This window comes from Oribacterium sp. FC2011 (genome assembly GCF_000701645.1).
Classification (GTDB): domain Bacteria; phylum Bacillota; class Clostridia; order Lachnospirales; family Lachnospiraceae; genus Oribacterium.
On the sequence record NZ_JNJM01000002.1, the window covers coordinates 229299 to 253661 of the forward strand.

General features: G+C 43.7%; 26 protein-coding genes and 1 riboswitch. Of the genes, 21 read left to right on the forward strand and 5 right to left on the reverse strand.

The window, feature by feature from the left end:
• Window positions 1-33 precede the first annotated feature (33 nt).
• The 13 genes from T357_RS0102410 to pepT all read left to right on the forward strand — a co-directional run bounded on the left by T357_RS0102410 (window position 34) and on the right by pepT (window position 15397).
• The gene (locus tag T357_RS0102410) at window positions 34-1323 is read left to right on the forward strand and encodes a PspC-like choline-binding domain-containing protein (protein ID WP_081828016.1); all 1290 of its coding nucleotides are present in this window, start codon (window positions 34-36) and stop codon (window positions 1321-1323) included.
• A gap of 89 nt (window positions 1324-1412) precedes the next feature.
• Window positions 1413-3368 (forward strand): BMP family ABC transporter substrate-binding protein, encoded by a 1956-nt coding sequence (locus tag T357_RS0102415; protein ID WP_044915898.1) that lies wholly within the window; start codon window positions 1413-1415, stop codon window positions 3366-3368.
• Window positions 3346-4059, forward strand: coding sequence for a metallophosphoesterase family protein (locus T357_RS0102420; protein ID WP_031548264.1), 714 nt, complete (start codon window positions 3346-3348; stop codon window positions 4057-4059). Before T357_RS0102415 ends, T357_RS0102420 begins: the two co-directional genes overlap by 23 nt.
• The gene (locus T357_RS0102425; protein ID WP_031548266.1) at window positions 4049-4717 is read left to right on the forward strand and encodes a uracil-DNA glycosylase; all 669 of its coding nucleotides are present in this window, start codon (window positions 4049-4051) and stop codon (window positions 4715-4717) included. Before T357_RS0102420 ends, T357_RS0102425 begins: the two co-directional genes overlap by 11 nt.
• 23 nt (window positions 4718-4740) lie before the next feature.
• Window positions 4741-5574, forward strand: coding sequence for an undecaprenyl-diphosphate phosphatase (locus tag T357_RS0102430; protein WP_031548268.1), 834 nt, complete (start codon window positions 4741-4743; stop codon window positions 5572-5574).
• 142 nt (window positions 5575-5716) lie between these two features.
• Window positions 5717-6517 (forward strand): N-acetylmuramoyl-L-alanine amidase family protein, encoded by an 801-nt coding sequence (locus T357_RS0102435; RefSeq protein ID WP_031548270.1) that lies wholly within the window; start codon window positions 5717-5719, stop codon window positions 6515-6517.
• 394 nt (window positions 6518-6911) lie between these two features.
• Window positions 6912-7931 carry a type I glyceraldehyde-3-phosphate dehydrogenase gene (gene gap, locus T357_RS0102440; protein ID WP_031548272.1) on the forward strand — a complete coding sequence of 340 codons (1020 nt, stop codon included), beginning with the start codon at window positions 6912-6914 and terminating at the stop codon, window positions 7929-7931.
• Between the two features lie 225 nt (window positions 7932-8156).
• Entirely contained in the window at window positions 8157-9374 is a 1218-nt protein-coding gene (locus T357_RS0102445; RefSeq protein WP_031548274.1) for a phosphoglycerate kinase, read from the forward strand.
• Between the two features lie 115 nt (window positions 9375-9489).
• The gene (gene tpiA / locus T357_RS0102450; RefSeq protein ID WP_031548276.1) at window positions 9490-10239 is read left to right on the forward strand and encodes a triose-phosphate isomerase; all 750 of its coding nucleotides are present in this window, start codon (window positions 9490-9492) and stop codon (window positions 10237-10239) included.
• 557 nt (window positions 10240-10796) lie between these two features.
• Window positions 10797-10907, forward strand: a riboswitch (SAM riboswitch).
• A 193-nt stretch (window positions 10908-11100) separates the two neighbouring features.
• Window positions 11101-12159, forward strand: coding sequence for a methionine adenosyltransferase (metK, locus tag T357_RS0102460; RefSeq protein ID WP_031548278.1), 1059 nt, complete (start codon window positions 11101-11103; stop codon window positions 12157-12159).
• 96 nt (window positions 12160-12255) lie between these two features.
• Window positions 12256-12975 carry a hypothetical protein gene (locus T357_RS0102465; RefSeq protein WP_031548280.1) on the forward strand — a complete coding sequence of 240 codons (720 nt, stop codon included), beginning with the start codon at window positions 12256-12258 and terminating at the stop codon, window positions 12973-12975.
• Window positions 12976-13084: 109 nt separating this feature from the next.
• Window positions 13085-14104: a homoserine O-succinyltransferase gene (locus T357_RS0102470; RefSeq protein ID WP_031548282.1), complete on the forward strand. Its 1020-nt coding sequence runs from the start codon at window positions 13085-13087 to the stop codon at window positions 14102-14104.
• Between the two features lie 42 nt (window positions 14105-14146).
• Complete coding sequence (pepT, locus tag T357_RS0102475; RefSeq protein WP_031548284.1) at window positions 14147-15397, forward strand: peptidase T; 1251 nt, start codon at window positions 14147-14149, stop codon at window positions 15395-15397.
• A gap of 960 nt (window positions 15398-16357) precedes the next feature.
• Here the strand turns inward: pepT and T357_RS0102480 are convergent.
• Together T357_RS0102480 and T357_RS0102485 are read right to left on the reverse strand one after the other, a co-directional pair.
• Window positions 16358-16771, reverse strand: a complete 414-nt coding sequence (locus T357_RS0102480) for a type II toxin-antitoxin system HicB family antitoxin (RefSeq protein WP_031548285.1) — start codon at window positions 16769-16771, stop codon at window positions 16358-16360.
• Between the two features lie 28 nt (window positions 16772-16799).
• Window positions 16800-16982 (reverse strand): type II toxin-antitoxin system HicA family toxin, encoded by a 183-nt coding sequence (locus T357_RS0102485; RefSeq protein ID WP_031548288.1) that lies wholly within the window; start codon window positions 16980-16982, stop codon window positions 16800-16802.
• A gap of 658 nt (window positions 16983-17640) precedes the next feature.
• Between T357_RS0102485 and T357_RS0102490 the strand changes: the two genes are divergently transcribed.
• The 4 genes from T357_RS0102490 to T357_RS0102505 all read left to right on the forward strand — a co-directional run bounded on the left by T357_RS0102490 (window position 17641) and on the right by T357_RS0102505 (window position 20193).
• Window positions 17641-18261, forward strand: a complete 621-nt coding sequence (locus T357_RS0102490) for a hypothetical protein (RefSeq protein ID WP_031548291.1) — start codon at window positions 17641-17643, stop codon at window positions 18259-18261.
• A 172-nt stretch (window positions 18262-18433) separates the two neighbouring features.
• A complete protein-coding gene (locus T357_RS21080; protein WP_155991197.1) occupies window positions 18434-18571 on the forward strand; it encodes a hypothetical protein in 138 nt (45 codons plus the stop codon).
• Window positions 18572-18641: 70 nt separating this feature from the next.
• Window positions 18642-19298: a 5-formyltetrahydrofolate cyclo-ligase gene (locus tag T357_RS0102500; RefSeq protein ID WP_081828017.1), complete on the forward strand. Its 657-nt coding sequence runs from the start codon at window positions 18642-18644 to the stop codon at window positions 19296-19298.
• Between the two features lie 142 nt (window positions 19299-19440).
• Window positions 19441-20193 (forward strand): NAD-dependent protein deacylase, encoded by a 753-nt coding sequence (locus T357_RS0102505; RefSeq protein ID WP_044915905.1) that lies wholly within the window; start codon window positions 19441-19443, stop codon window positions 20191-20193.
• Here T357_RS0102505 and T357_RS0102510 read toward each other — a convergent pair.
• The 3 genes from T357_RS0102510 to T357_RS18925 form a co-directional block, all read right to left on the reverse strand.
• A complete protein-coding gene (locus T357_RS0102510; protein ID WP_031548297.1) occupies window positions 20179-21147 on the reverse strand; it encodes an RluA family pseudouridine synthase in 969 nt (322 codons plus the stop codon). The genes T357_RS0102505 and T357_RS0102510 overlap by 15 nt on opposite strands.
• 71 nt (window positions 21148-21218) lie before the next feature.
• Window positions 21219-21827 (reverse strand): dTDP-4-dehydrorhamnose 3,5-epimerase, encoded by a 609-nt coding sequence (rfbC, locus tag T357_RS0102515; protein WP_031548298.1) that lies wholly within the window; start codon window positions 21825-21827, stop codon window positions 21219-21221.
• 284 nt (window positions 21828-22111) lie between these two features.
• Complete coding sequence (locus tag T357_RS18925) at window positions 22112-22429, reverse strand: ZIP family metal transporter (protein ID WP_049962224.1); 318 nt, start codon at window positions 22427-22429, stop codon at window positions 22112-22114.
• 282 nt (window positions 22430-22711) lie between these two features.
• On the opposite strand from T357_RS18925, the gene T357_RS0102525 reads away from it, so the two are divergent.
• The 4 genes from T357_RS0102525 to T357_RS0102540 all read left to right on the forward strand — a co-directional run bounded on the left by T357_RS0102525 (window position 22712) and on the right by T357_RS0102540 (window position 24344).
• On the forward strand, window positions 22712-23254 hold the full coding sequence (locus T357_RS0102525; RefSeq protein WP_031548301.1) for an NADH peroxidase: 543 nt from the start codon (window positions 22712-22714) through the stop codon (window positions 23252-23254).
• A gap of 6 nt (window positions 23255-23260) precedes the next feature.
• Entirely contained in the window at window positions 23261-23392 is a 132-nt protein-coding gene (locus tag T357_RS21955; protein WP_255342788.1) for a hypothetical protein, read from the forward strand.
• Window positions 23393-23569: 177 nt separating this feature from the next.
• Window positions 23570-23827, forward strand: a complete 258-nt coding sequence (locus tag T357_RS0102535; RefSeq protein ID WP_031548303.1) for a type II toxin-antitoxin system prevent-host-death family antitoxin — start codon at window positions 23570-23572, stop codon at window positions 23825-23827.
• A complete protein-coding gene (locus T357_RS0102540) occupies window positions 23820-24344 on the forward strand; it encodes a cyclic nucleotide-binding domain-containing protein (protein ID WP_031548305.1) in 525 nt (174 codons plus the stop codon). The genes T357_RS0102535 and T357_RS0102540 overlap by 8 nt, the downstream gene beginning before the upstream one ends.
• Window positions 24345-24363 lie beyond the last annotated feature (19 nt).

Consider the following 24363-nt stretch of genomic DNA (forward strand, 5'->3'; position numbering starts at 1 on the left):
TAAAATTTCTATAGATGATTTTGGGGGTGTCTTATGATTAAGAATATAAAATCAAAACTGGGAATAGCCGGACTTAGTATCGTGATTGGATGCAGTGCTTTTGCACCGATGGCATTTGCCGGCTGGGGTCAGAAAGACGGAAAATATTATTATGTAGATGAGTCAACCAACGAAAAGATCAGCAATAAGTGGATACATACTTCATCCGGCTACTACTACATCGGAAACGATGGATACATGGTAACGGGCTGGAAGAAGATCAATGATAACTGGCACTATTTCAGAAGCAACGGCCTCATGGCAACCGGCTGGAGACAGATAGACAACAAGTGGTATTATCTTCAGTCAGACGGTGTTATGCAGACCGGATGGCTCAAACTCACAGAAGGTACAGAGACCAAGTGGTATTATCTGAAGTCCAACGGAACCATGACAACAGGCTGGATCGAGCTCAACGATAAGTGGTATTATTTCCAGCCGGGAGACGGAACCCTCGTTATGGATTCCTGGGCGAAGATCGATGGCAAGTGGTATCGCTTTGAGTCCAATGGTGTTATGCAGACCGGATGGTATTCCAACAACGGTTCTTACTATTATCTCAATGCTCAGGGCGTTATGCAGACAGGCTGGAAGAAAGATGCTTCCGGCAATAAGTATTATCTTGATACTGAGAACGGCAAGATGGCTCAGGGCTTTAAGGAGATCGATGGCGCGAAGTACTATTTTGCACAGAACGGCAAGATGGTAGTGGGATGGCTTGAGTATGAAGGCTCTTACTATTACTTCAAGGATGGCAAGATGCAGAAGAACAAGACTCTCACCATTGACGGCACTGAGTACAAGTTCAACAGCGACGGTGAATGCACAAGTTCGGTAGACGGAGTTTCCGTTACACATGCATCAACAGGATCATCAGACAGCTCTGATTCTGTTACATCACCGGGAGGAACAACCTCAGGAAGCAGCAGTAGCAGCACAGTATCCGGCAGCAATGGAACCAGCACAACTACAACAACCACAACAACCACTACAGTGACAACAACAGGAAATACCGGCACAACAAATGCTGCCTCCACAACACTTGCAAGCGGCACGGTTGGTGAAGGACCTGATTCCAATACTTCAGTAACTACATCACCTTCTTCCGGCACAAGTGCCGTAACCGCAACATCGCCATCATCTTCTACATCTACTTCAGGCAATGTTGTTTCAGCAACGGTTGCTCCGTCGGATACTACCACATCAACTACTAATGTGTCTGCTTCCGTTAACAGTGGTTCTTCTGTAAACATAAATGCAGGTTCAACAACCGGACCTAAGTGATTTAAATCCGTGGCATAATTTGACACTGGTACAATTGGAAAGGGATCAGGCTGTGACAGGTCTGATCCCATTGTTTTTAAGGGAATTAAATGATCGAAGATTACTCAAAAGCAAAACGCAGGGGAGATGCACAATATCGTAAGGATGTGACCGGCGGCAGATATCCTTATCTGACGGCACTTGATGATATGATCGCTTCTGCCGATATAGTTGCGGAAAACAGACTGGGAGTGATGGAGATACCGATCTCCGCGATCTCCGGGACCAAGACCCGCGGCAGGCAGGAGGCATTTGCCACCAATTTCATGCCCATTCTTGACTTGAATACAGAATTTGCCATGAAATGGAGTTCTCTTTATGATGCAGCCATGAATGAAGGCATCAGAGACGCCATACTGGTTTATGAGTACATGGGCCGTTTTTATGTACAGGAGGGAAACAAGCGTGTTTCCGTATCCAAATTTATCGGTTCGGATTCCATAATGGCGGATGTCATCAGATTTATGCCCGATAGGACAGGCAGCAAAGAGGACAATATCTATCATGAGTTTGTTGAGTTCTTTAAGGCAGCGGGATTTTACGGCATCAGATTCAGCGAAGAAGGACAGTATCAGAAGCTCTGTGATGTTCTGAAGCTGCCAATGTCTAAGCCCTGGGACGTAGAGGTAAGAAAGAGCGTCAAGGCAGCCTTCAGCAGGTTCTCCAAAATTTTCATCAAGAAAGGCGGAGACCGTCTGGAGATGAAAACAGGCGATGCATTTTTACTGTATCTCACGGTATTCGGACTTTACAATATCCAGGATGTATCCAATGCCCAGATTGAAAAGAATCTCGACCAGATCTGGCAGGAATTCCTGAAGGAATCGGATGATATAAGCCTCGTTAAGGAACCTGAGCTTCTGGAAAAGCAGGAGAAGCCAAATATTTTCAACATTTTCACGTCTAAGGGCTTCAGAGGCGATGTTCTGAAGGCAGCATTTATCTACGAAAAAAGTACTGAGAGTTCAAGCTGGGCCTACGGGCATGAGCTGGGACGTGCCTATCTTTCCGAAAAGTTCGGTGAGCACATAGAAACCATGGTATATGATGACTGCGGAACGCCGGAGCTTGTGCATGAGGCTCTGGAAAAAGCCGCAGAGGCCGGTGCCCATGTCATCTTCACAACTTCGGGAATGATGATAGACGAGTCCGTAAAGGCGAGAGTGGAGCACCCGGAGATATACATCCTCAACTGCTCCGTAAATACAAATTACAACACTATACGAACCTATTACAGCCGTATGTACGAGGCGAAATTCATCATGGGAGCCCTTGCGGCATCGCTGACAGACGGTCATGACATAGGATATGTTGAACTTTGTCCCCAGTATGGTACTCTTGCCAATGTCAATGCCTTTGCCATTGGTGCCCAGTTGATAAATCCATATTCCCGCATACATTTAAAGTGGATGGAGCTAAAGGATTCAGACTGGAGAGAAGAACTCAGAAGAGAAAACATTATCACCATATCGGGTCCGGAGCTTACACCGCCCAAGGTTTCAGGAAAAGAATACGGCGTTTACATGGTATCGGACGGGGACGTTGTCTCGAACATTGCCATGCCTATATTTGACTGGGGCAGGTTCTATGAGATCATCATAGACTCCATTTTGAGCGGAACCTGGGATAACTCAACCCTGACAAAGGATCATAAAGCTCTCAACTTCTGGTTTGGCATGAAGTCGGGGGTAGTGGATGTCATTCTGTCGAGAGAGCTTGGCTATGCTTCAAGAAAAATGACAGAGGCGCTTAAAAAAGGTATAGTTGAAGAGATGTTAAATCCTTTTGACGGAGAGTTACGGAGTCAGGAGGGCATCATCAAAAAGGAAACAGACCCGAGATTGTCCGGCGAGGAAATAGTGAATATGCGTTGGCTTAATGACAATATCATAGGCACCATTCCTCCTATAGAGGCATTCAACGACAGAGCACAGTATCTTATGCGCATAAGCGGATTTATGACAAATAAGGGAGATGTGAGTGATGAAGGTTCTTCTGATCGCTGACGAAGAAAACAAGGTGCTATATGAGCATTATGATCCGGAAAAACTACGGGAGGTAGATCTCATCTTATCTGCGGGAGACCTCGATGCAAGATATCTGGAATTCCTTGTGACCATGGGACACGCGCCCCTTGTTTATGTTCCGGGGAATCATGACAGTTACTACGTGGACCATCCGCCTATGGGGTGTGACTGCGCCGATGACAGGATCATTGATTTCCGCGGACTAAGGATACTTGGACTTGGGGGTTCCATGAAATATAAAGAGGGACCGTACCTCTACACCGAAAGGGAAATGGAGAAGAGGATAGAACGTCTGAGGCGTACCATAATGCTTTATAACGGTTTTGACATCCTGCTTACCCATTCCCCCGCAAAGGGCTACGGAGATCTCGAGGATCTGCCTCATCAGGGATTTCAGTGCTTTAATGACCTCCTCATGAGGTATAAGCCCAAATACATGATCCACGGTCATGTTCACGGGAATTACGGGAAATTCAAAAGGGTACAGGTTCATCCGTCGGGAACGGTTATAATCAATGCTTTCGACAAGTATGATCTCAACATAAAGAAGGATGATCACCCGGAGGAAGGTAAAACAGGCTCCCTGCTGTACGATCTTTACAAGAACGTGTCTATGGGACGCCGGAAGTATTACCCTCAGCTCCACGGAGAGGAAAATGATGATAAATAACGACTGGGAGGCTTTGCTCAGGCCTGAATTTGAGAAGCCTTATTATAAAAATCTGTATGAAAAGATAGACCGGGAATATAAGACAGAAAAGGTTTATCCCCCGGCAGAGGATGTGTTCAATGCTTTCCTCTATACTCCTGTGAGTAATGTGAAGGTGGTGATCCTCGGGCAGGATCCCTATCATGAACCGGGGCAGGCCCACGGACTTTCATTTTCCGTAAAGCAGGGCATAGACATTCCGCCGTCACTGGTTAATATCTATAAAGAGCTTCATGATGATCTGGGGTGTTACATCCCCAACAACGGCTACCTGAAAAAATGGGCAGATCAGGGCGTGCTGCTTCTGAACGCGGTTCTCACCGTCAGGGCTCATGAGGCAAACAGTCATAAGGGACTTGGCTGGGAAGAGTTCACGGACGCCGCCATTAAGGCGCTTAATAAGGTGGACAGGCCTATGGTCTTTATACTGTGGGGAAGGCCGGCACAGATGAAGCAGGCCATGCTTGACAATCCGAAGCATCTGATACTGAAGTCACCGCACCCGAGTCCCCTCAGCGCATATCGAGGATTCTTCGGTTCAAAACCTTTTTCGAAGGCCAATGCCTATCTCGAGGCGAATGGGTTAAGTCCGGTTGACTGGCAGATTGAAAATATTTAATTTTTTTTTATAAAGGGGTTCATATGAGTTTTGTAGAAATACTAAAGGTTTTGGTTTTTGGACTTGTAGAGGGATTCACCGAGTGGCTTCCGGTTTCCTCCACCGGTCACATGATTCTTGTTAATGACATCATCAAGCTTCGTCAGCCTGCGGAATACTATGAGGTATTCCAGGTTGTGATACAGCTTGGGGCAATACTTGCGGTGGTTACCACATTTTTCAGGCAGTTATGGCCCTTTGAAACAAGACGCAAAGGGGGCATCGGCCTTGCTCCCGCAAAGGTTGAGCTCTGGATCAAGATAATCATTGCCTGCCTTCCCGCAGCAGTGCTGGGACTTCTTCTGGACGATTTCCTGGACACCTACCTTTACAATGGATTCGTGGTGGCTCTTACTCTTATCATCTACGGCGTGGCATTTATCGTCATAGAAAAAAGAAATGAATATACCACCTTTTCTGTCAGGAGAGTAAGTGAGCTTGATCTGAAAACTGCATTATGGATAGGTTGTTTCCAATGTCTTGCCCTCATCCCGGGAACCTCACGCTCCGGGGCAACCATAATCGGAGCCATGCTTCTCGGCGTTTCCAGAACAGCTGCAGCAGAGTTTTCATTCTATCTTTCCGTACCGGTGATGTTCGGAGCAAGCCTTCTGAAGCTTCTCAAGAGAGGTGCAGGATTCAATACGGTTCAGTGGTTCTATATGATACTCGGAATGCTTATCGCTTACCTGGTAAGTGTATACTGCATAAGCTTTTTGATGAGATATATCCGTAAGCACAGCTTCACGATTTTTGGCTATTATCGTATAGTTTTGGGCATTATAGTTCTCCTGTGGTTTGCGGTATCGAGAGCCTGATTAGGGTGTAAGAAATACTTAAGAGGGACGTAACCGATTGTCGGTTGCGGGCCCTCTTTTTTTGGATTATTCTCAACATGTGATTATAAATAATTTCGGCCCTGCCGAAGTTATATTTATAAGGTATTTGAAAGAGGAATAAATGAAGAAGATAAAGGTAGCAATTGCAGCCGTTGTCATGTCACTTTGCATGAGCGTTTCTGCATTGGCAGCGACTGACATCGGACTGAATCTTGACTGGAAGTACGCTGAAAACTCAAAGATCAATACCGGAAGGGCAAGGCTGTATACAAGCGAAGCCGCCGATAAAAAGAATATCACCATAGCTGTGGATGCAGGGCATGGAACAGCAGGGGGAGAAGATGTGAAAATCCTTTGCCATCCTGACGGATCGGCAAGAGCGGATGGAAGCACAATATGCGAAGCTGTGCCCCGGGATATGACATTCCAGGATAAAGTAACCGAAGCAGACGCAAGCCTTATGGTGGCTGAAAGCTTTAAAAACAAGCTTCTTTCCGAAGGATATGACGTGCTTATGATAAGAGATGGTGAAGATGTGCAGCTTGATGATGTGGCCAGAGCGGTTCTCTCCAACAACAAGGCAGACTGTCATATCTCCATTCATTTCAATGATTCATCAAGCGGTGTGGGAGCGTATTACGTTTCTGCCCCGGATAAGCTTAAAAAGCTTGAGCCGGTTTCAAAGTACTGGAACAAATCGAAAAAGCTTGGTGACAGTCTGATCTCAGGACTTGAGGCCAACGGAGTAAAGATCAGCTCCGGCAGCAGTGTGGAAGAGGATGTGGTGCAGACAGCTTATTCTTCTGTTATATCGGCATATGTAAAGCTCGGCGACAAGACCGCAGACCACTCAAAGGAAGCCTGTGACAAGTATGCTGAGGGGCTGGTTCTCGGGGTAAACAAGTATTACGGATTTGCGTGATAAATTACATAAAGACATTTTGCGGCAGCAGGACATCTGAAAAAGGATGCCCTGCTGTTTTTGTATTTGCCCACGATTTATTTTTTGATCGAGGGAGCCGCTCAGCTTTGAGCGATTAAAAAGAATCAGTGAGTATTCTCGCTTGATTTTTTACCTATTGTGAAAAAATAAATTTTATATAGTATTTTTATTAAATCCGGATATGCAATATTGAATATGTATGATTTTCTTAGGATATATAGCAAATGTCTGCTGTGAAATTTTTCACAAAATTACTGTTTTGCACTTGCAAAAATACATAACTTGACATACAATATGTTTGCTGACGGAAATTTCATCCATTCAGCATTTGCAATATGCATTTTTTATTTTAAGTATCAGGAGGATATTTACTATGGCAGTTAAAGTTGCTATTAACGGTTTTGGTCGTATCGGTCGTCTTGCATTCAGACAGATGTTTGGTGCAGAGGGATTTGAAATCGTTGCAATCAACGATCTTACAAGCCCTGAGATGCTTGCACATCTTCTTAAGTACGACAGCACACAGGGTCGTTACGAGCTTTGTGACAAGGTTTCTTACGGTGAGGATTCCATCACTGTTGACGGAAAGAAGATCACAATCTACAAGGAAGCTGATGCTAAGAACCTTCCTTGGGGACAGCTTGGTGTAGACGTTGTTCTTGAGTGTACAGGTTTCTATACAAGCAAGGATAAGTCACAGGCTCACATCGATGCAGGCGCTAAGCACGTTATCATTTCTGCTCCTGCAGGAAATGATCTTCCTACTATCGTATATAATGTTAACCACCAGAACCTTACAGCTGATGACAAGATCATCTCAGCAGCTTCTTGTACAACAAACTGCTTAGCTCCTATGGCTAAGGCTCTTAATGATCTCGCAGCTATCAAGTCAGGTATCATGTGCACAATCCACGCTTACACAGGCGATCAGATGACACTTGACGGACCTCAGAGAAAGGGCGACAAGAGACGTTCACGTGCAGCAGCATGCAACATCGTTCCTAACTCAACAGGTGCAGCTAAGGCAATCGGCCTTGTTATCCCTGAGCTTAACGGAAAGCTCATCGGCGCTGCTCAGCGTGTTCCGACACCTACAGGTTCAACAACTATCCTTACAGCTGTTGTTGAAGGAAATGTTACAAAGGATCAGATCAATGCAGCTATGAAGGCAGCAAGCAATGAGAGCTTCGGTTACAACGAGGATGAGATCGTTTCATCTGATATCGTTGGAATGAGATATGGTTCTCTCTTTGATGCAACTCAGACAATGGTTCTTCCTCTTGACAACGGAACCACACAGGTACAGGTTGTTTCATGGTATGACAACGAGAACTCATACACAAGCCAGATGGTTCGTACTATCAAGCACTTCGGAAGCCTTCTTAATAAGTAATTATCCTTGAAAGATAAATAAGACATGACTTTGAAGAGGTCCGGCCTATATGGGCCTGGCCTCTTTTTCTTGTAATAAGTTATAGTAAATACAACCATAATTGACAATTTAAAGAAGATTTTTGCACATGCTTTTGTCAAAAAACACAAATGGATGAAAAATCTTCTATAATATTTAAAAAGAATATAAAATCAGAGAGATATTTCTCTCAAAAAGGAGATTCATATGGCAGGATTAAACAAGTTAACAGTCGATGATATCGATGTTAAGGGCAAGAGAGTACTTTGCAGATGTGATTTCAACGTTCCTCTTAAAGAGGGCAAGATCACAGACGAGAACAGACTCGTAGCAGCACTTCCAACAATCAAGAAGCTTATCGCTGACGGCGGAAAGGTTATCCTTTGCTCACACCTTGGAAAGGTTAAGACAGAGGAGGACAAGCCTTCAAAGACACTTGCTCCTGTAGCTAAGAGACTTTCAGAGCTTCTCGGACAGGAAGTTAAGTTCGCAGCTGATCCTGAGGTTGTTGGTGCAAATGCCAAGGCCGCTGTAGCTGAGATGAAAGACGGAGACGTTATCCTTCTTGAGAACACACGTTACAGAGCTGAAGAGACAAAGAACGGAGAGGCATTCTCAAAGGATCTTGCTTCTATCGCTGATGTATTCGTTAACGATGCATTCGGAACAGCTCACAGAGCACACTGCTCAAATGTTGGTGTTACACAGTTCCTTAACGGTCCTCACGCTGTTGGTTACCTTATGCAGAAGGAAATCAAGTTCCTTGGACAGGCTGTTGAGAATCCTGTACGTCCATTCGTAGCTATTCTTGGCGGCGCTAAGGTTGCTGATAAGCTTAATGTTATTTCTAACCTCCTTGAGAAGTGCGATACACTTATCATCGGCGGAGGTATGGCTTATACATTCGCTAAGGCACAGGGCTATGAGATCGGTACATCTCTTTGCGATGAGACTAAGGTTGATTACTGCAAGGAAATGATCGAGAAGGCTGAGAAGCTTGGCAAGAAGCTCCTTCTTCCTGTAGACGCTGTTACAACAGACCACTTCCCTGAGCCAATCGACGGACCTATCGACACAACAGTTGTTGATATCGACAAGATCCCTGCTGACAGAATGGGTATGGATATCGGACCTAAGACACAGGCTCTTTATGCTGATGCTGTTAAGTCAGCTAAGACTGTTGTATGGAACGGACCTATGGGTGTATTTGAGAACCCTACTCTTGCAGCCGGAACAAAGTCAGTTGCACAGGCTCTTGCAGATACAGATGCTACAACCATCATCGGTGGTGGTGACTCAGCTGCTGCTGTTAACCAGATGGGCTATGGCGACAAGATGACACACATATCAACAGGTGGCGGAGCTTCTCTTGAGTTCCTTGAGGGTAAGGACCTTCCTGGCGTTGCTGCTGCAGACAACAAGTAAGATATTGTTAATGTCTTTCCGGAGGACATGAGATGTTCTTCGGAAAGATTGATTTAGAAATACATAGAATTTTTTCTGATGTATGACGGTAAGTCATATATAGAATGGAGTTTATATGAGAAAGAAAATTATTGCCGGAAACTGGAAGATGAACATGGTTCCTTCAGAGGCTGTTAAGCTTGTTGAGACATTAAAGCCACTTGTACAGAATGATGATGTAGACGTAGTTTACTGTGTACCTGCAATTGATATCATCCCTGTAGTTGATGCTGTAAAGGGCACAAATGTTCATGTTGGTGCTGAGAACTTCTATATTGAAGACAAGGGTGCTTTCACAGGTGAGATTTCTGCTCCTATGCTTAAGGATGCAGGTGTTGAATACATCATCATCGGACACTCCGAGAGAAGAGATATCTTCGGTGAGAATGATATCCTTATCAATGCAAAGGTTAAGAAGGCATTTGCTTCAGGTCTTAAGCCGATTCTTTGCTGCGGTGAGTCTCTGGCACTTCGTAAGGCCGGTACTTACAAGGAGTGGATCGAAAGACAGATCACCTGGGATCTTGACGGTGTGACTGCCGATCAGGTTAAGGAGCTTGTTATCGCTTACGAGCCTATCTGGGCTATCGGAACAGGCGAGACAGCTACTTCAGATCAGGCTGAAGAGGTTTGCAAGCTTATTCGTGACCTTATTGAAAAGCTGTATGATGAAGATACTGCTGAAGAGGTTCGTATACAGTACGGCGGATCAATGAATGCAGGCAACGCAGCTGAGCTTTTGTCCAAGCCTGATATCGATGGCGGACTTATCGGTGGTGCTTCACTTAAGCCTGACTTCGGAAAAATCGTTAATTACAACAAGTAATTTTAATCCCACGGTTACAAAACCGTGGGATTTTTGCTCGTTTAGGGGTGAAGTCACTATACTAAGGCTTAGGGGATGACTCATTCCACAAGGTTGGGAGTTTGGGTCAATGGTATTAAACTTATGGTTTGATTCATATCTGAAAAATTGGAATTGGAATCAATGATAATCAGCTCAAGGGTTGACTCATATCGCAATTTATATGAAAATGCAGTCAAAATAATACTTTACTTTAGGTGACTCAAATTTAAGATGAATTGAAAAGCAGTCATGGAAATATTCTACGAACATTGGCTCAATACACTAAATATTAAATTGAAGTCAAGATGTTACCCCTAAGATATTTGACTCAGTTGGAATATGACATGATTTGGATCATATATATATGGATTCAGACCACAGTTTTGACTATAATCCAAACAAATATCAGCCAGACATTTATAAATATCGGGCGAATGCCGATGAAAATAATATGGGTAAACCGTACGGCTTTATGTTTTTTCAGATACCTGTTGACAAACCGGATTCTATTGCATACAATATGCCGTACAAATGAATACTTATTCAGAGTCGGTGGAGCTACATAGGAGCTATGAAACCGCAGCAACCCCGGGGAAACCGGAAGGTGCTAACCTGAGCGAACTATTTTTTGTTTCGAACAATAAGAGGATGCTTATTACAAGCCAGTCGATTGTTCGACCGGCTTTTTTTGTACGATATTGTGGCCATAGATATGGTTTACTTTCGTAGGCATACTTATTAACCACATAGTACATAAAGCAGCAGGAGACCATTTCTCCAACCTATTTTTTTAGGTATTTCGAAACACCAGGACGCCAAGCGTCAGAAAGGACTAATTAAATGTTATTTTCATCAGAGCAGGTATCAAACGGACACCCTGACAAGATCTGCGATCAGATTTCAGATGCCATCGTTACAGACATCTTACAGCACGACAAGGCAGGTCGTATCGCAGCAGAGACAACCATTAAGGACTGGGAGGTAACTGTCCTTGGAGAAGTTACCACAAACTATGAGCCCGATTATGAGAAGCTTGCCAGAGACGTTCTTAAGAATATCGGCCTTACAGATGTTGATAAATACAACATTCGCATTCTTATCTCTAAGCAGTCTCCCGATATCGCCATGGGCGTTGATAATGACGGCGCCGGAGATCAGGGTATGATGTTTGGATATGCCACAAACGAGACTGAAGAGCTTCTTCCTATCCCTTATGTTCTTTCCAACAGAGCACTTCTTAAGCTTAGAGAGTACAATATCAAGGATGGCTTCAAGAAGTTCCGTCCCGATGCCAAGGCACAGGTATCTTTTGACTATGATACACATCGTATCGATACCTTCCTTATCTCTACTCAGCATGCTGAGGAAACTTCTCTTGACGAGGTTCGTGAGATAGTTTCCGGTATCATGAAGGAGACTGCAGAGGAAATGGGTCTCAATACTGATTTCCGCATCCTGGTTAATCCTACAGGCCGTTTTGTAATGGGTTCTTCCTTCGCAGATTCAGGACTTACAGGACGTAAGATCATCGCCGACACCTATGGCGGGGCTGCTCACCACGGTGGCGGAGCATTCTCAGGAAAGGATCCAAGTAAGGTTGATCGTTCAGCCGCTTACATGGCACGTAAGATCGCAAGAGATATCGTTAAGGCAGGAAAGGCTGACCGCTGCGAAGTACAGCTTGCCTATGCCATCGGTGTTGCAGAGCCTGTTTCAGTTTACGTTGACTGCTTCGGAACAGAAAAAGAAGACCGTAACAAGATCTGGGATGAGATAAAGCATAATTATGACCTTACTCCAAAGGGCATCATCAATTCCCTTAAGCTTAGAGATGTTAACTATAACCTCGTTTCAAGCTACGGACACTTCGGCAAGCCTGAGCTTCCTTGGGAGCAGTAAGTATTTAAACATCATAATAAAATATGTTAAAATAGTGCAGTCACATAAGTGGCTGCACTATTTATCGTTTAATAGATAAACTATAGGGGGCTTTAATTGAAGTTTTCATCCGATAATTCCAAAAACAAAAAGCATACACTATGGCATGACTGGCTGACCTACGACTTCATAGTTGGAATAGCGCTTCAGCTTTTGCTGTATTTTGTAGCCATGTTCGTTTGGTCCATGAGATTTCCAAAGCTGTCCTTTGAACGTACTCCTATATTAAATGTTCATTACCTCGTCATGTTTCTGCCATTTATTGTCGGAGTCTTCGGGCTATGGGCCAGAACATATGAGCTTCCGGTCTGGGCTAAATTTTTCACAAAAGTCTCCCTTCCGGTGCTGATACTTGGTGTAATCTCAGCTGTGGTTTTATGTATAGTACCGCCCTATTGCTCCAGTACCACAAAAACTGAGCAATACATGATTGTAGACAGAGATGTGGATGCAGAGAGCTTTGACATATGCAGACATATATTTCCCTCCCACATCTCAGGAGCACCTTCAAACACCTCCTACCGCTACTACAAATACAGCAGTATCCTGGAAGACGACTTCCACCTGAGCCTCGGAGAAACCCTTTCTTCCGATCAATTCAAAGAAGAAAGCGACCGCATACTGGCTCTGGATATCCTGAAAGATGCTGACTTGTCCACCTCAAAGGATATCACACTCATAGATACCACTCTGAACGGTGATTTAATCGTTCACATAACTTTGGATTCCGCCTACAATCGGATAATATATGCCGCTGGATACAATCGAATCAAGTGACCCCACAATTTTGCCAATTCCATAAGTGAGATTTTTATAAATTTATACCCAAAATTATTGTATACTTATATTCAATGCGTCAAACACTTTATCAAAGGGGGATGTTCATATGCCGATCAAAGTACAAAATGATTTACCGGCTAAACATATACTGGAAAGCGAAAACATTTTTGTAATGGATGAAAAGCGTGCTCAGTCTCAGGAGATACGACCACTTCGTATATGTATCCTGAATCTGATGCCGTTGAAAGAAGATACAGAACTTGATATTTTAAGGGTACTTTCCAATTTTCCCATACAGACGGAAATTACTTTTATGAAGGTGGCTTCTCACGAGTCAAAGCATACGGATGCTTCCCACCTCAATAAGTTCTACATAACACTGGAACAGATCAGGGATGAGTACTTTGACGGCCTCATCATTACGGGAGCTCCGGTGGAGAAGATGCCTTTCGAAGAGGTGGAGTACTGGGATGAGCTTAAGGAGATCATGGACTGGTCTCTCACACATGTATTCTCGACTTTCCATATCTGCTGGGCGGCTCAGGCAGGTCTTTACTATCATTATGGGATAGAGAAGGTAATGCTTCCGAAGAAGCTTTCCGGCATTTACCGTCAGAAGGTTCTTCACCGCAAGAAGATGATCATGAGAGGAATGGATGATTATTTCTACGTTCCCATTTCCCGATATACAGGAATAGATGAGGATGCAGTAAGGAATAATCCGGAACTGTATGTGGTGGCTGATTCTGTGGATCCCGAGGAAGGCGGCATTTACATGGTTCTCGCCTGCTCCAGCAGACAGATCTTTATCACCGGACACTCCGAGTATGACAAGTACGACCTTGATAAAGAGTACAAGAGAGATGTTGCAAAGGGTCTGAATCCCGATGTCCCGATTAACTACTATAAGAATGATGACCCCGCACAGGAGCCGATCCTCAGCTGGAGATCCACTTCAAATTGTACCTACACCAACTGGCTCAATTTCGTATATCAGGAGACCCCGTATGATCTCACTGAGCTTAAGCCTGTGAAATGTGACAGCTATGTGGCGGTAGGAAATCATTTCAGTGAGAGGGATACGACTCTTACATTTAAAAAGTCTGAGGATTTACTGGACAGCTGAGTATTCTGGCCAGAATATTTAAAAACAGAAAGGTGAAATTTAGTGGACGTTTTAGAAAGATTTATCGGATATGCAAAGATAGACACACAATCAAGTGAGACCACCGGTACTCACCCATCAACAGAGAAGCAGTTCAATCTTGCGAGACTTCTGGTTAAGCAGATGGAAGAGATGGGAGCCAGAGATGTTCGTCTCAGTGACAAATGCTATGTATACGGAAGGATTCCTTCAAATTTAAGTGAGGAGGATAATGCTGTAACCCCGAAGCTTGGCTTCATCGCTCATATGGATACATCCCCGGCGGCGAGCGACACAGGCGTAAATCCCCGTGAGATAAAAAACTATCAGGGCGGAGACATCGTCCTAAATGTTGAGAAGAAGATAGTTCTGTCGCCGAAGACTTTCCCGAAGCTTAACACTATGATCGGTGCAGACCTTCTGGTGACTGACGGAACCACACTTCTGGGTGCGGATGACAAGGCAGGAGATGCCGAGATCATGGCCATGGCAGAGTACCTCCTTACTCATCCTGAAGTAAAGCATGGCGAGATCCTCCTTGGATTCACACCGGATGAGGAGATAGGAGAAGGCGCGGATTTCTTTGATGTGGCAGAATTTGGAGCAGATGTGGCTTTCACGGTTGATGGTGGAACTCTCGGTGAGATCGAGTATGAGAATTTCAATGCTGCCTCCGGAAAGGTTGAGATCACAGGTGTTAATGTTCACCCCGGAGACGCAAAGAACAAGATGATCAATGCGCTCCTCGTAGGTATGGAGTTTAATGCATTGCTCCCTGCTGATCAGCGTCCGGCACTGACCGAAGGCTACGAAGGCTTTTTCCATCTTGTGGGCATGGAAGGTGATGAGGCTCTTACAAAGATGAGCTATATCATCAGAGATCATGATAAAGTAAAGTTTGAAGAGAAAAAGAAGGTATTTCAACAGGCTGCGGATAAGCTTAATGAAAAGTATAAAGAGACAGCAGCGCACGTAGACATTGTAATAAAGGATCAGTATTACAACATGCGCGAGAAGATCGAGCCGGACAATATGTATCTCATAAGTGCGGCGGAGGAGGCATTCAGAAAAGCAGGAGTTGAGCCTGTGATAAAGCCAATTCGCGGAGGCACCGACGGCGCGAGACTCAGTTTCATGGGGCTGCCCTGTCCGAACCTTTCAACCGGCGGCGAGAACTATCACGGAATATATGAGTATCTCAATATCAACTCCATGAGGAAGATGGTGGAAGTGCTCATTAACCTGGCGACGGATATGGTGGGAAAAAAGAAATAAAAATATGGCTATGCATCCTAACAAGTGAGCTTGCCTTCGGAAGTTTTTCTGTCCATCGGTAAATGTACCCGATGGCTTCGGTGGATATTAGAGAATTAGGCACTATAAAAGGACCCTCCTCAAGGGTCCTTTTAATATTAAAATTTAACAAGTTTCTTAATCAATATTCTATTTTCGGCTAACTAATACAACGGAGTATTCTCCTTTCATTGTATTAGGTATGATAGCTTACTACGACAAAGCTTTGTGCTAAGTCTGCTTCTATACCCAGTGACAAATAGATTTGTAAGACTAATCGTTAACTTTTTAATATTTCCCGAAGATGATGTCCACGTTTCAAGAAGGTTAAATCATAGGAGAAACACTCCTCAGCTGAATAACATGACCACTTGACGTGCTGTTATCATTTTATCAATATTACCTTACCTGAACTACGGAGATATCATCCAATAACTGTGCTGGCGTCATCGTTTTCATACCTCTGCTTTCTACAGTTTTCTGAAGTGATGTTTTTTATGATCTCGACGGATCATCATCGCTTTTGTTAACTCGATCACCCTTTCTCGTCAGGTGATGTGTTAACCCGTTCTTTATTGTGATTTAATGTTAACATATGGAAGTGATTTTGTAAATATCAAAATGTAAGGAAATAATTTTTATTTTGTAAGATTTCACCGATTTTGTAAGTTTTGGAGAGAAGGCTTTATGGCAACGGGGGGTGGTCTCGCGCCGGACGAAAAAATGCGTCTTCATGCCAACGGCCCACGGTGTTGAAAGTACATTCCGCGAACAACGTCCGCCATGGACTAAACACTTACGTGTTTGTCCCTGTCGGACGTTGTTCGCTCCATGTTCTTTCAAACCGCAAGTCTAGTTGGCATTGAAGACGCATTTTTTCTGTGTTTTGAAAACGGTAAACATGGTTTTAAAAGTACTTTATTGTCGAAATCAAAATAATTTTTATCCTTTAGCTCTTGTTTCATTCTCTGCTTGTTTGAGTAACGCATCTTGGAGTATTTTTGAGAAATTGATGTTGTTCTTTTCACCGTAGGTGTTAAGCCAAGCCGGAATAGTTATGTTCTTTCTTACTGTTTTGGTGCTATATTTCTCAGCGTAAGCGTTCATATCAAGGGATAGAACGCTTTTGAAGCAGTTAGGATCGTCAAGTTGAACATCAAAGAATGGTGTGGCAGAAGGAATGCTGTTTCCTTCTTCGAGTTCGCCCAGAATCCAGCCACTGGCAGCATCAACTGCCATGTCTATGGCTTCGGCAAGGTTTGGTCCTTCTGTAACGCATCCGGGAAGATCTGGTACTGTCACAGTGTAGCTTCCATCATCGTTAGGATCAAAGATTGCAGTATATACGAGTTTCATTTGTTTCCCTCCTGATAAAACGAGAAATTTATTTAAGGCCTGCTTGTTTGAGAATAGTGTTTGCTGTTTTGATATTTACATCTCCTGAATGTATAGGAAGAGTGATCTTTCCGGGCTTAGTAGGGTGCTTAAACTGTTTGTGAGAACCTACCTGTGAAACTGGTATCCAGCCATCAGATCTAAGTAGCTTTTCAAGTTCTCTTGATGTCATGAACTTCCTCCAATTATGATTATGCGTATTATGTGTATGATAGTCAATATAAACCTATGATAAATCGTTAGTGTCTCGGAAATTATTTATGATACGGTGAATTGTGGCAGATAAATACCTTTTACTATAGATTTTTAAAGACTGAAAGATTTATTAATAAGAAACGAGAGTCCTGCTTACACAGGACTCTCGGATAATTTTCTTTCGGATAATCCTAGCTGGCTTGTGGTTACTTATCGAACCCACCAATGGCTCCATCGCACAAAGCAAACCAGCTCTCCGTGCAACCTCAACGCTCAAGCATACCTCATGTGCATGCTTATCTGTGTCCAATATAATTCCTTATTTGGGTGTAGTCAATAATTGCAAATCATCTTTTATAGATAATTCATATCGACATTTGGATGATATCACAATTTGTTGCGTTTTCATATTGTCTAATATATGACGTGCCTTAAATTTGATGTTGACAATTGTTTAGGCTGCGCGTACTATAAGTCATGCCGATTCTAAACGTCTATTTAAGAATCGAATTTATTCAGTACTGAATAATCTATATTCCCTTTCCGGGAGATATAAAAATCCAAAAATATAAGTCAAAAACAATATAGAGCGATTCATTATAAATGATATAATGATGTTAGCTACAGAGGTGTTAATGGACAATATAATAAAGAAAAAACCGTTTGATGATCTTACGATAACAGACAATTATATGTTTCAGACTGTTATGAGGGATCCTCAAAATGTAAAACCGCTTCTTGAGATGATATTTGGAAAGAAAATCAAGAAGATAACAGTGATAGAACGAGAAAAAACCATCGAGACAGGGTATGAGTCCAGAGGCATTCGGATGGACGATTACGCAATGAAAATCGTGCTTAACGCAAAGGGGTCAATTGATAAAGAGAAACACGAGGTAAATGATGACATTAAAGAAATGTTATCATACATGGATGGAAAAGCACCAAAATCTGAGTATTCGAAGATGTTGGATGAGGCGGTAAAAAAAGTTAAACAAAACCATGAAAGGAGAACAGAGTATATGAGTATCAATACATTTGCGATGGATGAACAATTGGTTGGTGAATATAAAAAGATTGTAAAATCGATACGGAAAAATGACGGAATATATCCGGATAATGATATTTTAACCATTTTGGATATCAATCCTACTGTTCTTTTCTGTGTTCGGAAAGCTTTGAGTAAGCATTCTGATTGGGATGATGAAGATATTGCTGAGGAAGTTCTTGCAATGCCGGAGATGGATGATTTATAGGAATAGTGCCACCGGGGACGGTTTTTCAGTTGAGAACATTCCATAAAGGTACAGAATACCTAAGAGCAGAGACTGAAATTAATAGCTACTCATGTTTAAAAGGATGCACAGTGTGAAGACATTGGCATCCTTTTTCATACTGTAAATGATATAAAATATTCAGAAGGTGATAATGTCCGGAGAGAAGCATTCGTTTATTTTCATAGCTGTTGCACAGGGAAGACAGGATATTATAAAATGGTGTAAGCTGATGGCAGCTGTGACCGGCAGCATCTTTATGGTTGCCTTGAGGAAGAAATATCATTATTAGATTTATAGGAATGGTGCTACCCGGTACAGTTTTGACAGTTGAGAGCTTCCGGGGTGGGAATGTGTGAATTATGGACAAAAAAGAGCTGCGGACGATGATCCGCGAAAAAAGAAAAAATCTTACAACAGACTATAAGGACAGAGCCAATGCTGAGATCGCCACAAGGTTTCTGCTATACCCGGTATTTCAGCAGGTGGATTCGATTTTCTGCTACGTGAATACACCGGATGAACCTGATACGAGAGCCATCATTGAGACAGCATTTCAGATGGGAAAGATGGTGACGGTGCCGAGGTGTAAGCCGGGATCGGAGCATATCATGGAGGCGGTTCAGATTCAGAGCTTTGATGATCTAGAGCCGGGAACCATGGGCATCCTTGAGCCGAAAGAAGGGCTTCCGGTCATTGACGGCTACAAGATCGCACTGGCCGTTGTTCCATGCATTTCCGCCGACAGATGGGGCGGAAGGCTCGGTCACGGAGCGGGATACTATGACAAATGGCTTCATGGACTCAGTATTTATAAATATTGTCTCTGCTTTGAGGAACTGCTTTCGGAGAGAGTTCCCATGGAGCAGAATGACATTAAGATGGACCGTGTTTTTACAGAGGATAAGATTTATAACCCGAGGGTTCAGAGTGAGGATACTTTGGGGGAGATAAAAAGGGATGCTGTGAAAAGCGGACTGACAGAGATCCTGAAAAGTCTGTTTCCGTGGAAGAAGTGATGCTGAGTGTTTGCATAAAGACATTTCAGTGAAGGATTTAAAATAGTATTCCTGGGAAGATTCGATTTTTTGCAGATGTATTTCTGCATTTTGGGATAGAGATTTAAATAAGAGTTAATAATAATTATTGAAGGAGGGCATGATGGACGAGCAAAAAATCAAGAGACTCAAAGAAATGATAGACGATTCAAAGAATATCGTTTTCTTCGGAGGCGCGGGAGTGTCAACGGAAAGCGGAGTTCCGGACTTCAGAAGCAAGGACGGCCTTTACAATCAGCATGACGTTCAGTTTGAGAAGTATCATCCGGAATATCTTCTCAGCCACAGCTGTCTTGTGAATGAACCAAAGGTTTATTATGAGTTCCACAGGCAGAAGATGGACACGAGAAAGATCGAGCCTAACTTCGCTCACAAGTATCTTGCGGAGCTGGAGAAGAAAGGGAAGCTGAAGGCTGTGGTGACCCAGAACATTGACGGGCTCCATCAAAAGGCCGGAAGCAAGGAGGTCTACGAGATCCACGGAAGTGCCCTCAGGAACTACTGCATGCATTGCGGCAAGGCTTACCCTGTGGACTATGTTTTTGATTCCACAGAGCCTATCCCTCATTGCGAGTGCGGAGGCGTTATCCGCCCGGACATCACTCTCTATGAAGAGAGCCTGCCTGAGACTGCAGTTAGGAAGTCTGTTAATGCCATCGCCGAGGCTGATATGCTCATAATCGGAGGAACCTCTCTCACGGTGTATCCTGCGGCTTCCTATATCAACTACTTTGAAGGTAAATATCTCGTTATCATTAACCGTGACGCGCTCAAAGTCAGATCCGGAAACCAGGAAGTATTGATGATAAATGACAGCATCGGAGAAGTGTTTAAAAAGCTGTCAGAGCTGGAATAATGCCTGCATATCTTCCGGTAATGCCGCGGTAAAGCTCATGGGCTCTTCGCTTATGGGATGCTTGAAACTAAGCTTCCAGGAGTGAAGGGCCTGTCTTTTTATATAGCGGTAATCCGGGTTATAGAGGAAATCTCCTATCAGGGGATGCCCGATGTGCTTCATATGAACTCTTATCTGGTGTGTGCGTCCGGTTTCAAGCTTCAGGGCTATGAGACTCAGATCCTTTTCGCTGTCGTACATGAGAGGCTTAACGTGAGTTGTGGCGGGGTCTCCATTGGCATAATCCACGATTCGTTCTATAACAGAGGCATCCTTTCTCGCGATGGGGGCGGATATGGTCATGTCGAAGCCTTCAAGTGAAGAAGGGTAATGTTTAAGGCAGTCTCTCACATCGCCCTGACAGATGGCGATATACTGACGGTGTATGGATCGCTCCCTGACAAAATTCCCAAGTCTTGCCGCTGCATGCATGTTTTTGGCTGAAATGAGGAGCCCGCTGGTGTTCTTGTCAAGCCGGTTAATGATGCGGTTCACGTAGGTGTCGAAGTGAAGGACATGGTGAGTGTAGAAGCAGAGAGCATTGGCGAGAGTATCATCGTAGTGCCCCATGGAAGGATGTATGGGCATGCCGGCAGGCTTGTTGATGACCATAAAGTCTTCATCTTCATACACTATGGAAAGTGGAAGATTAGTTTCCACCACATTCTCTTCAGCCGCTGTTTCCAAAATATTGCAGGTGAGCTCGTCGCCTTTATGGAGAATGGCTTTGAGCCAGGTTTTTTCACCATTAACCAAAAGCCCGGGTATATCCGAAGGGATAAGCTCCGTGCCGGTATTCCTAAGGTGGTACATCACACTTCTTGAAAAACCCATGGAACGAAGAAAAGCCTCTACGGTCTTGCCGTGGAAGCTTTTCGGAATTGTATAGGTTAGTACTCTTAGATTTTTTGGCATATGATTTCTTCGCAGGTTGATGAAGTAAGTGATACTTGGCTGCTGCCGGGCATCAACTCCTGCAGAGCTGCTTATACATTGAACTTAAAGGTGTCCTTGAGACCAAGCCACTTCTGGTCCTTGTCTGAAAGGTTGAGGGCAGTTCCGTCATCCATGGTATAGCCTTCGGCGGAAGCATTACCCTTGTACTCACCTGTGACATGAGGCCACTGAATGTTTATCTCGGGATCGTTCCATGCAAGTCCGCCTTCGTCTCCGGGATGATAGAAATCCGTAACCTTATAGCAGAACTCGGCAACATCGGAGAGTACCAGGAAGCCGTGAGCGAAGCCTTCGGAAATGTAGAACTGCTTCTTGTTCTCCTCTGTAAGCTCAACTCCGAAATACTGTCCGTAGGTTTTGGAACCCTGACGGAGGTCTACTGCAACATCATATACGGAACCCTTGATAACACGTACAAGCTTGCCCTGAGGGAACTGCTTCTGGAAGTGAAGTCCGCGAAGAACGCCCTTGGTGGACATGGACTGGTTGTCCTGAACGAAAACCATGTCAAGACCTGCTTCATGCATGTCGTTCTGATTATATGTTTCTACAAAGTATCCGCGGCTGTCGCCATGAACGGTTGGCTCGATTACATAAAGACCCTCGATAGGTGCTTTGGTAACTTTAATCTGTCCCATTTTGACTCCTTGATTTTTTATGAAATAAGTATGATTTTTGTCGTTCCTGAATGCCTGAAGGACAATGTTCAGGACCGGCTTTTTACACCGGGCATCTGTCAGTTGAGCCCATAAATGCTCATATATTATAAATCGGTTAACGAAAAAAATCCACCTAAGAAAAAATCAATCAACGAAGCCTATAGAAAACTGTCAATCAATCAAGCCTATAGGAAACATTAATCAGCCAAGTCCCACATCCAGTGCCATCATGAGTATGAATCCCATAGCAAACGCGATGGTTCCTATGTTTGAATGTTCACCCTCGGGCCTTCCTCGCATTTGTCCAGATGCATATGGGGTGTAACCATATCCATGACAAGAAGGAAAAGCATTCCTATTCCGAATCCTACAGACACAGGAAGAAATCCGAGTCTCCCCATTTCCGCAGTCTGATCGAGAGCAGGAAGCAGAAGACTGAAAAAGGATGCAGATACCATAACCCCTGAAGCAAATCCTGTCAGGGCACGCTGCATCGTTAGCTCCATCTCTTTTTTAAACAAAAACACACTGGCAGCTCCCAGCGCTGTTCCCAGAAACGGGATAATGATTATACTCCACATAGGCATTAGCTCCTTTCTTCAGTGATAGTGTATACAGGGCGTTTCTGTCCATGATATTTCTATGAACCTGTCTGAATCAACAGTGAAAAAGCGAATAGAAACAGTATAGTTTTAGTTAGGCAAAACAAACATCTTCGTACAAAAAATTAATGAAAGATATTTCCACTATATCATTGACTAATCTATTAAATATAGGTAGAGTGGTATTAATTGAAAACGGTTATTACATCAGTTTCCGAGGACACCGGAAACGATGAACTAAAGAAAAGGAGAGTACGAAAAATGAAGACATGGGTTTGTTCAGTATGCGGATATGTTTACGAGGGTGAGACACCTCCTGAGAAGTGCCCGACATGTGGAGTTCCTGCATCAAAGTTTGTTGAGCAGGCAGGAGAAATGACATGGGCAGCAGAGCATGTTATCGGCGTAGCAGCTGACGCTCCGGAAGATATCAAGGCAGATCTTCGCGCAAACTTTGAGGGCGAGTGCACAGAGGTTGGAATGTATCTCGCAATGTCAAGAGCAGCTTTCCGTGAGGGCTATCCTGAGATCGGTGAGTACTACAAGACAGCAGCATTTGAAGAGGCAGAGCACGCTGCTAAGTTTGCAGAGCTTCTCGGTGAGTGCGTATCAGCATCATCAAAGGAGAACCTTACAGTTCGTGTAAAGGCTGAGAACGGTGCTACCATGGGCAAGACAGATCTCGCTAAGAGAGCAAAGGCTCTTAACCTTGATGCTATCCACGACACAGTGCATGAAATGGCCAGGGATGAGGCAAGGCATGGAAAGGCATTTGCAGGTCTCCTGAAGAGATACTTCGGATAATGCCTTATGGAGAAGGACAAAGATTTTACAAATAAGCTTTTGGCATTTACATTCTTCTATGCTGTTGTTATCTATGTATTTTGTCTTGGATTTTACTTCTGGGACAAACATATCAATTATAAAGAAATCAGTGGATAATTGGGGGTCTGGTGATTTCGCGGATACATTGAGGATGTAAATCAAAGTTGGATGAAGAGGGAGCGGAGTGATCTGATCCCTCTTTTTTGTGTGTCCGGGAACGTCTTCATGGTTGATGTTATATCATAATTATGATAAATTTATGATAATTTATGATCACAATTTTAGGAGGCATGTATGGTTAATATAAGACCTGTTTCTGATCTTAGAAATAAATTTGCAGATATAGAGAATGTTGTAAAAGATGGCGAACCTGTTTTCTTAACTAAGAATGGCTATGGTTCTATGGTGGTTATGAGCATTGAGACATATTCAAAGTTGACAAAAAATGTTGAACAAGCTTTGTCAGAAGCTGATGAGTATGCAGCCACAAATCCTGAGAGATTAACTCATGATGAAGTGTTTGGAAGATTAAGGAGACAAATAAATGGGTGAGATTACATACGATGTAAAACCCGGCGGAATGAAAAGGTACCTTGCCGGAGACATTATATTTAAGGAAAAGGAAATTCATCCATACATGTACAAGGTGCTGAAAGGCAGTGTGGCCCTGTACGTAAATCACGAGAAAGAACATGAGAATGTTTTGGGAATCCTCGAGGAAAACAGATTTTTCGGGGAGATATCAATGCTTACAGGGCGGCCGCAGGTTTATACGGCGGTGGCATTAAATGACGTTCTTCTCATGCGGGTAAGCGAGGAGCAGCTGGAGTCCTTCCTGAGTGAGAACCGGGGCAACACCCTGGGCATCATGAAAAGCATGGCAAGGATCATAGTCACCCAGAGTCTGGACATTTCCATGCTCATGGAGGATCTGAATGAGATACTTAAGGATCTGCCGGATGAGAATGCCCTGGATCCGAAGGTTGTAACGAGACTGAAACAATACCAGTTAAAATATGTAGAGAAAACGTACAACCCGGAAGATTCATTCTTTTCGGCTGAAGTATAAGTGAAGAGACAGAAATCCC

Bases quoted from the DNA above. Each gene is read 5' to 3' on its own strand.
- T357_RS0102410 (WP_081828016.1), top strand. From the start codon at position 34: ATGATTAAGAATATAAAATCAAAACTGGGAATAGCCGGACTTAGTATC.
- T357_RS0102415 (WP_044915898.1), top strand. From the start codon at position 1,413: ATGATCGAAGATTACTCAAAAGCAAAACGCAGGGGAGATGCACAATAT.
- T357_RS0102420 (WP_031548264.1), top strand. From the start codon at position 3,346: ATGAAGGTTCTTCTGATCGCTGACGAAGAAAACAAGGTGCTATATGAG.
- T357_RS0102425 (WP_031548266.1), top strand. From the start codon at position 4,049: ATGATAAATAACGACTGGGAGGCTTTGCTCAGGCCTGAATTTGAGAAG.
- T357_RS0102430 (WP_031548268.1), top strand. From the start codon at position 4,741: ATGAGTTTTGTAGAAATACTAAAGGTTTTGGTTTTTGGACTTGTAGAG.
- T357_RS0102435 (WP_031548270.1), top strand. From the start codon at position 5,717: ATGAAGAAGATAAAGGTAGCAATTGCAGCCGTTGTCATGTCACTTTGC.
- gap (WP_031548272.1), top strand. From the start codon at position 6,912: ATGGCAGTTAAAGTTGCTATTAACGGTTTTGGTCGTATCGGTCGTCTT.
- T357_RS0102445 (WP_031548274.1), top strand. From the start codon at position 8,157: ATGGCAGGATTAAACAAGTTAACAGTCGATGATATCGATGTTAAGGGC.
- tpiA (WP_031548276.1), top strand. From the start codon at position 9,490: ATGAGAAAGAAAATTATTGCCGGAAACTGGAAGATGAACATGGTTCCT.
- metK (WP_031548278.1), top strand. From the start codon at position 11,101: ATGTTATTTTCATCAGAGCAGGTATCAAACGGACACCCTGACAAGATC.
- T357_RS0102470 (WP_031548282.1), top strand. From the start codon at position 13,085: ATGCCGATCAAAGTACAAAATGATTTACCGGCTAAACATATACTGGAA.
- T357_RS0102480 (WP_031548285.1), bottom strand. From the start codon at position 16,771: ATGAAACTCGTATATACTGCAATCTTTGATCCTAACGATGATGGAAGC.
- T357_RS0102485 (WP_031548288.1), bottom strand. From the start codon at position 16,982: ATGACATCAAGAGAACTTGAAAAGCTACTTAGATCTGATGGCTGGATA.
- T357_RS0102490 (WP_031548291.1), top strand. From the start codon at position 17,641: ATGGACAATATAATAAAGAAAAAACCGTTTGATGATCTTACGATAACA.
- T357_RS21080 (WP_155991197.1), top strand. From the start codon at position 18,434: ATGTCCGGAGAGAAGCATTCGTTTATTTTCATAGCTGTTGCACAGGGA.
- T357_RS0102500 (WP_081828017.1), top strand. From the start codon at position 18,642: ATGGACAAAAAAGAGCTGCGGACGATGATCCGCGAAAAAAGAAAAAAT.
- T357_RS0102505 (WP_044915905.1), top strand. From the start codon at position 19,441: ATGGACGAGCAAAAAATCAAGAGACTCAAAGAAATGATAGACGATTCA.
- T357_RS0102510 (WP_031548297.1), bottom strand. From the start codon at position 21,147: ATGCCAAAAAATCTAAGAGTACTAACCTATACAATTCCGAAAAGCTTC.
- rfbC (WP_031548298.1), bottom strand. From the start codon at position 21,827: ATGGGACAGATTAAAGTTACCAAAGCACCTATCGAGGGTCTTTATGTA.
- T357_RS18925 (WP_049962224.1), bottom strand. From the start codon at position 22,429: ATGTGGAGTATAATCATTATCCCGTTTCTGGGAACAGCGCTGGGAGCT.
- T357_RS0102525 (WP_031548301.1), top strand. From the start codon at position 22,712: ATGAAGACATGGGTTTGTTCAGTATGCGGATATGTTTACGAGGGTGAG.
- T357_RS21955 (WP_255342788.1), top strand. From the start codon at position 23,261: ATGGAGAAGGACAAAGATTTTACAAATAAGCTTTTGGCATTTACATTC.
- T357_RS0102535 (WP_031548303.1), top strand. From the start codon at position 23,570: ATGGTTAATATAAGACCTGTTTCTGATCTTAGAAATAAATTTGCAGAT.
- T357_RS0102540 (WP_031548305.1), top strand. From the start codon at position 23,820: ATGGGTGAGATTACATACGATGTAAAACCCGGCGGAATGAAAAGGTAC.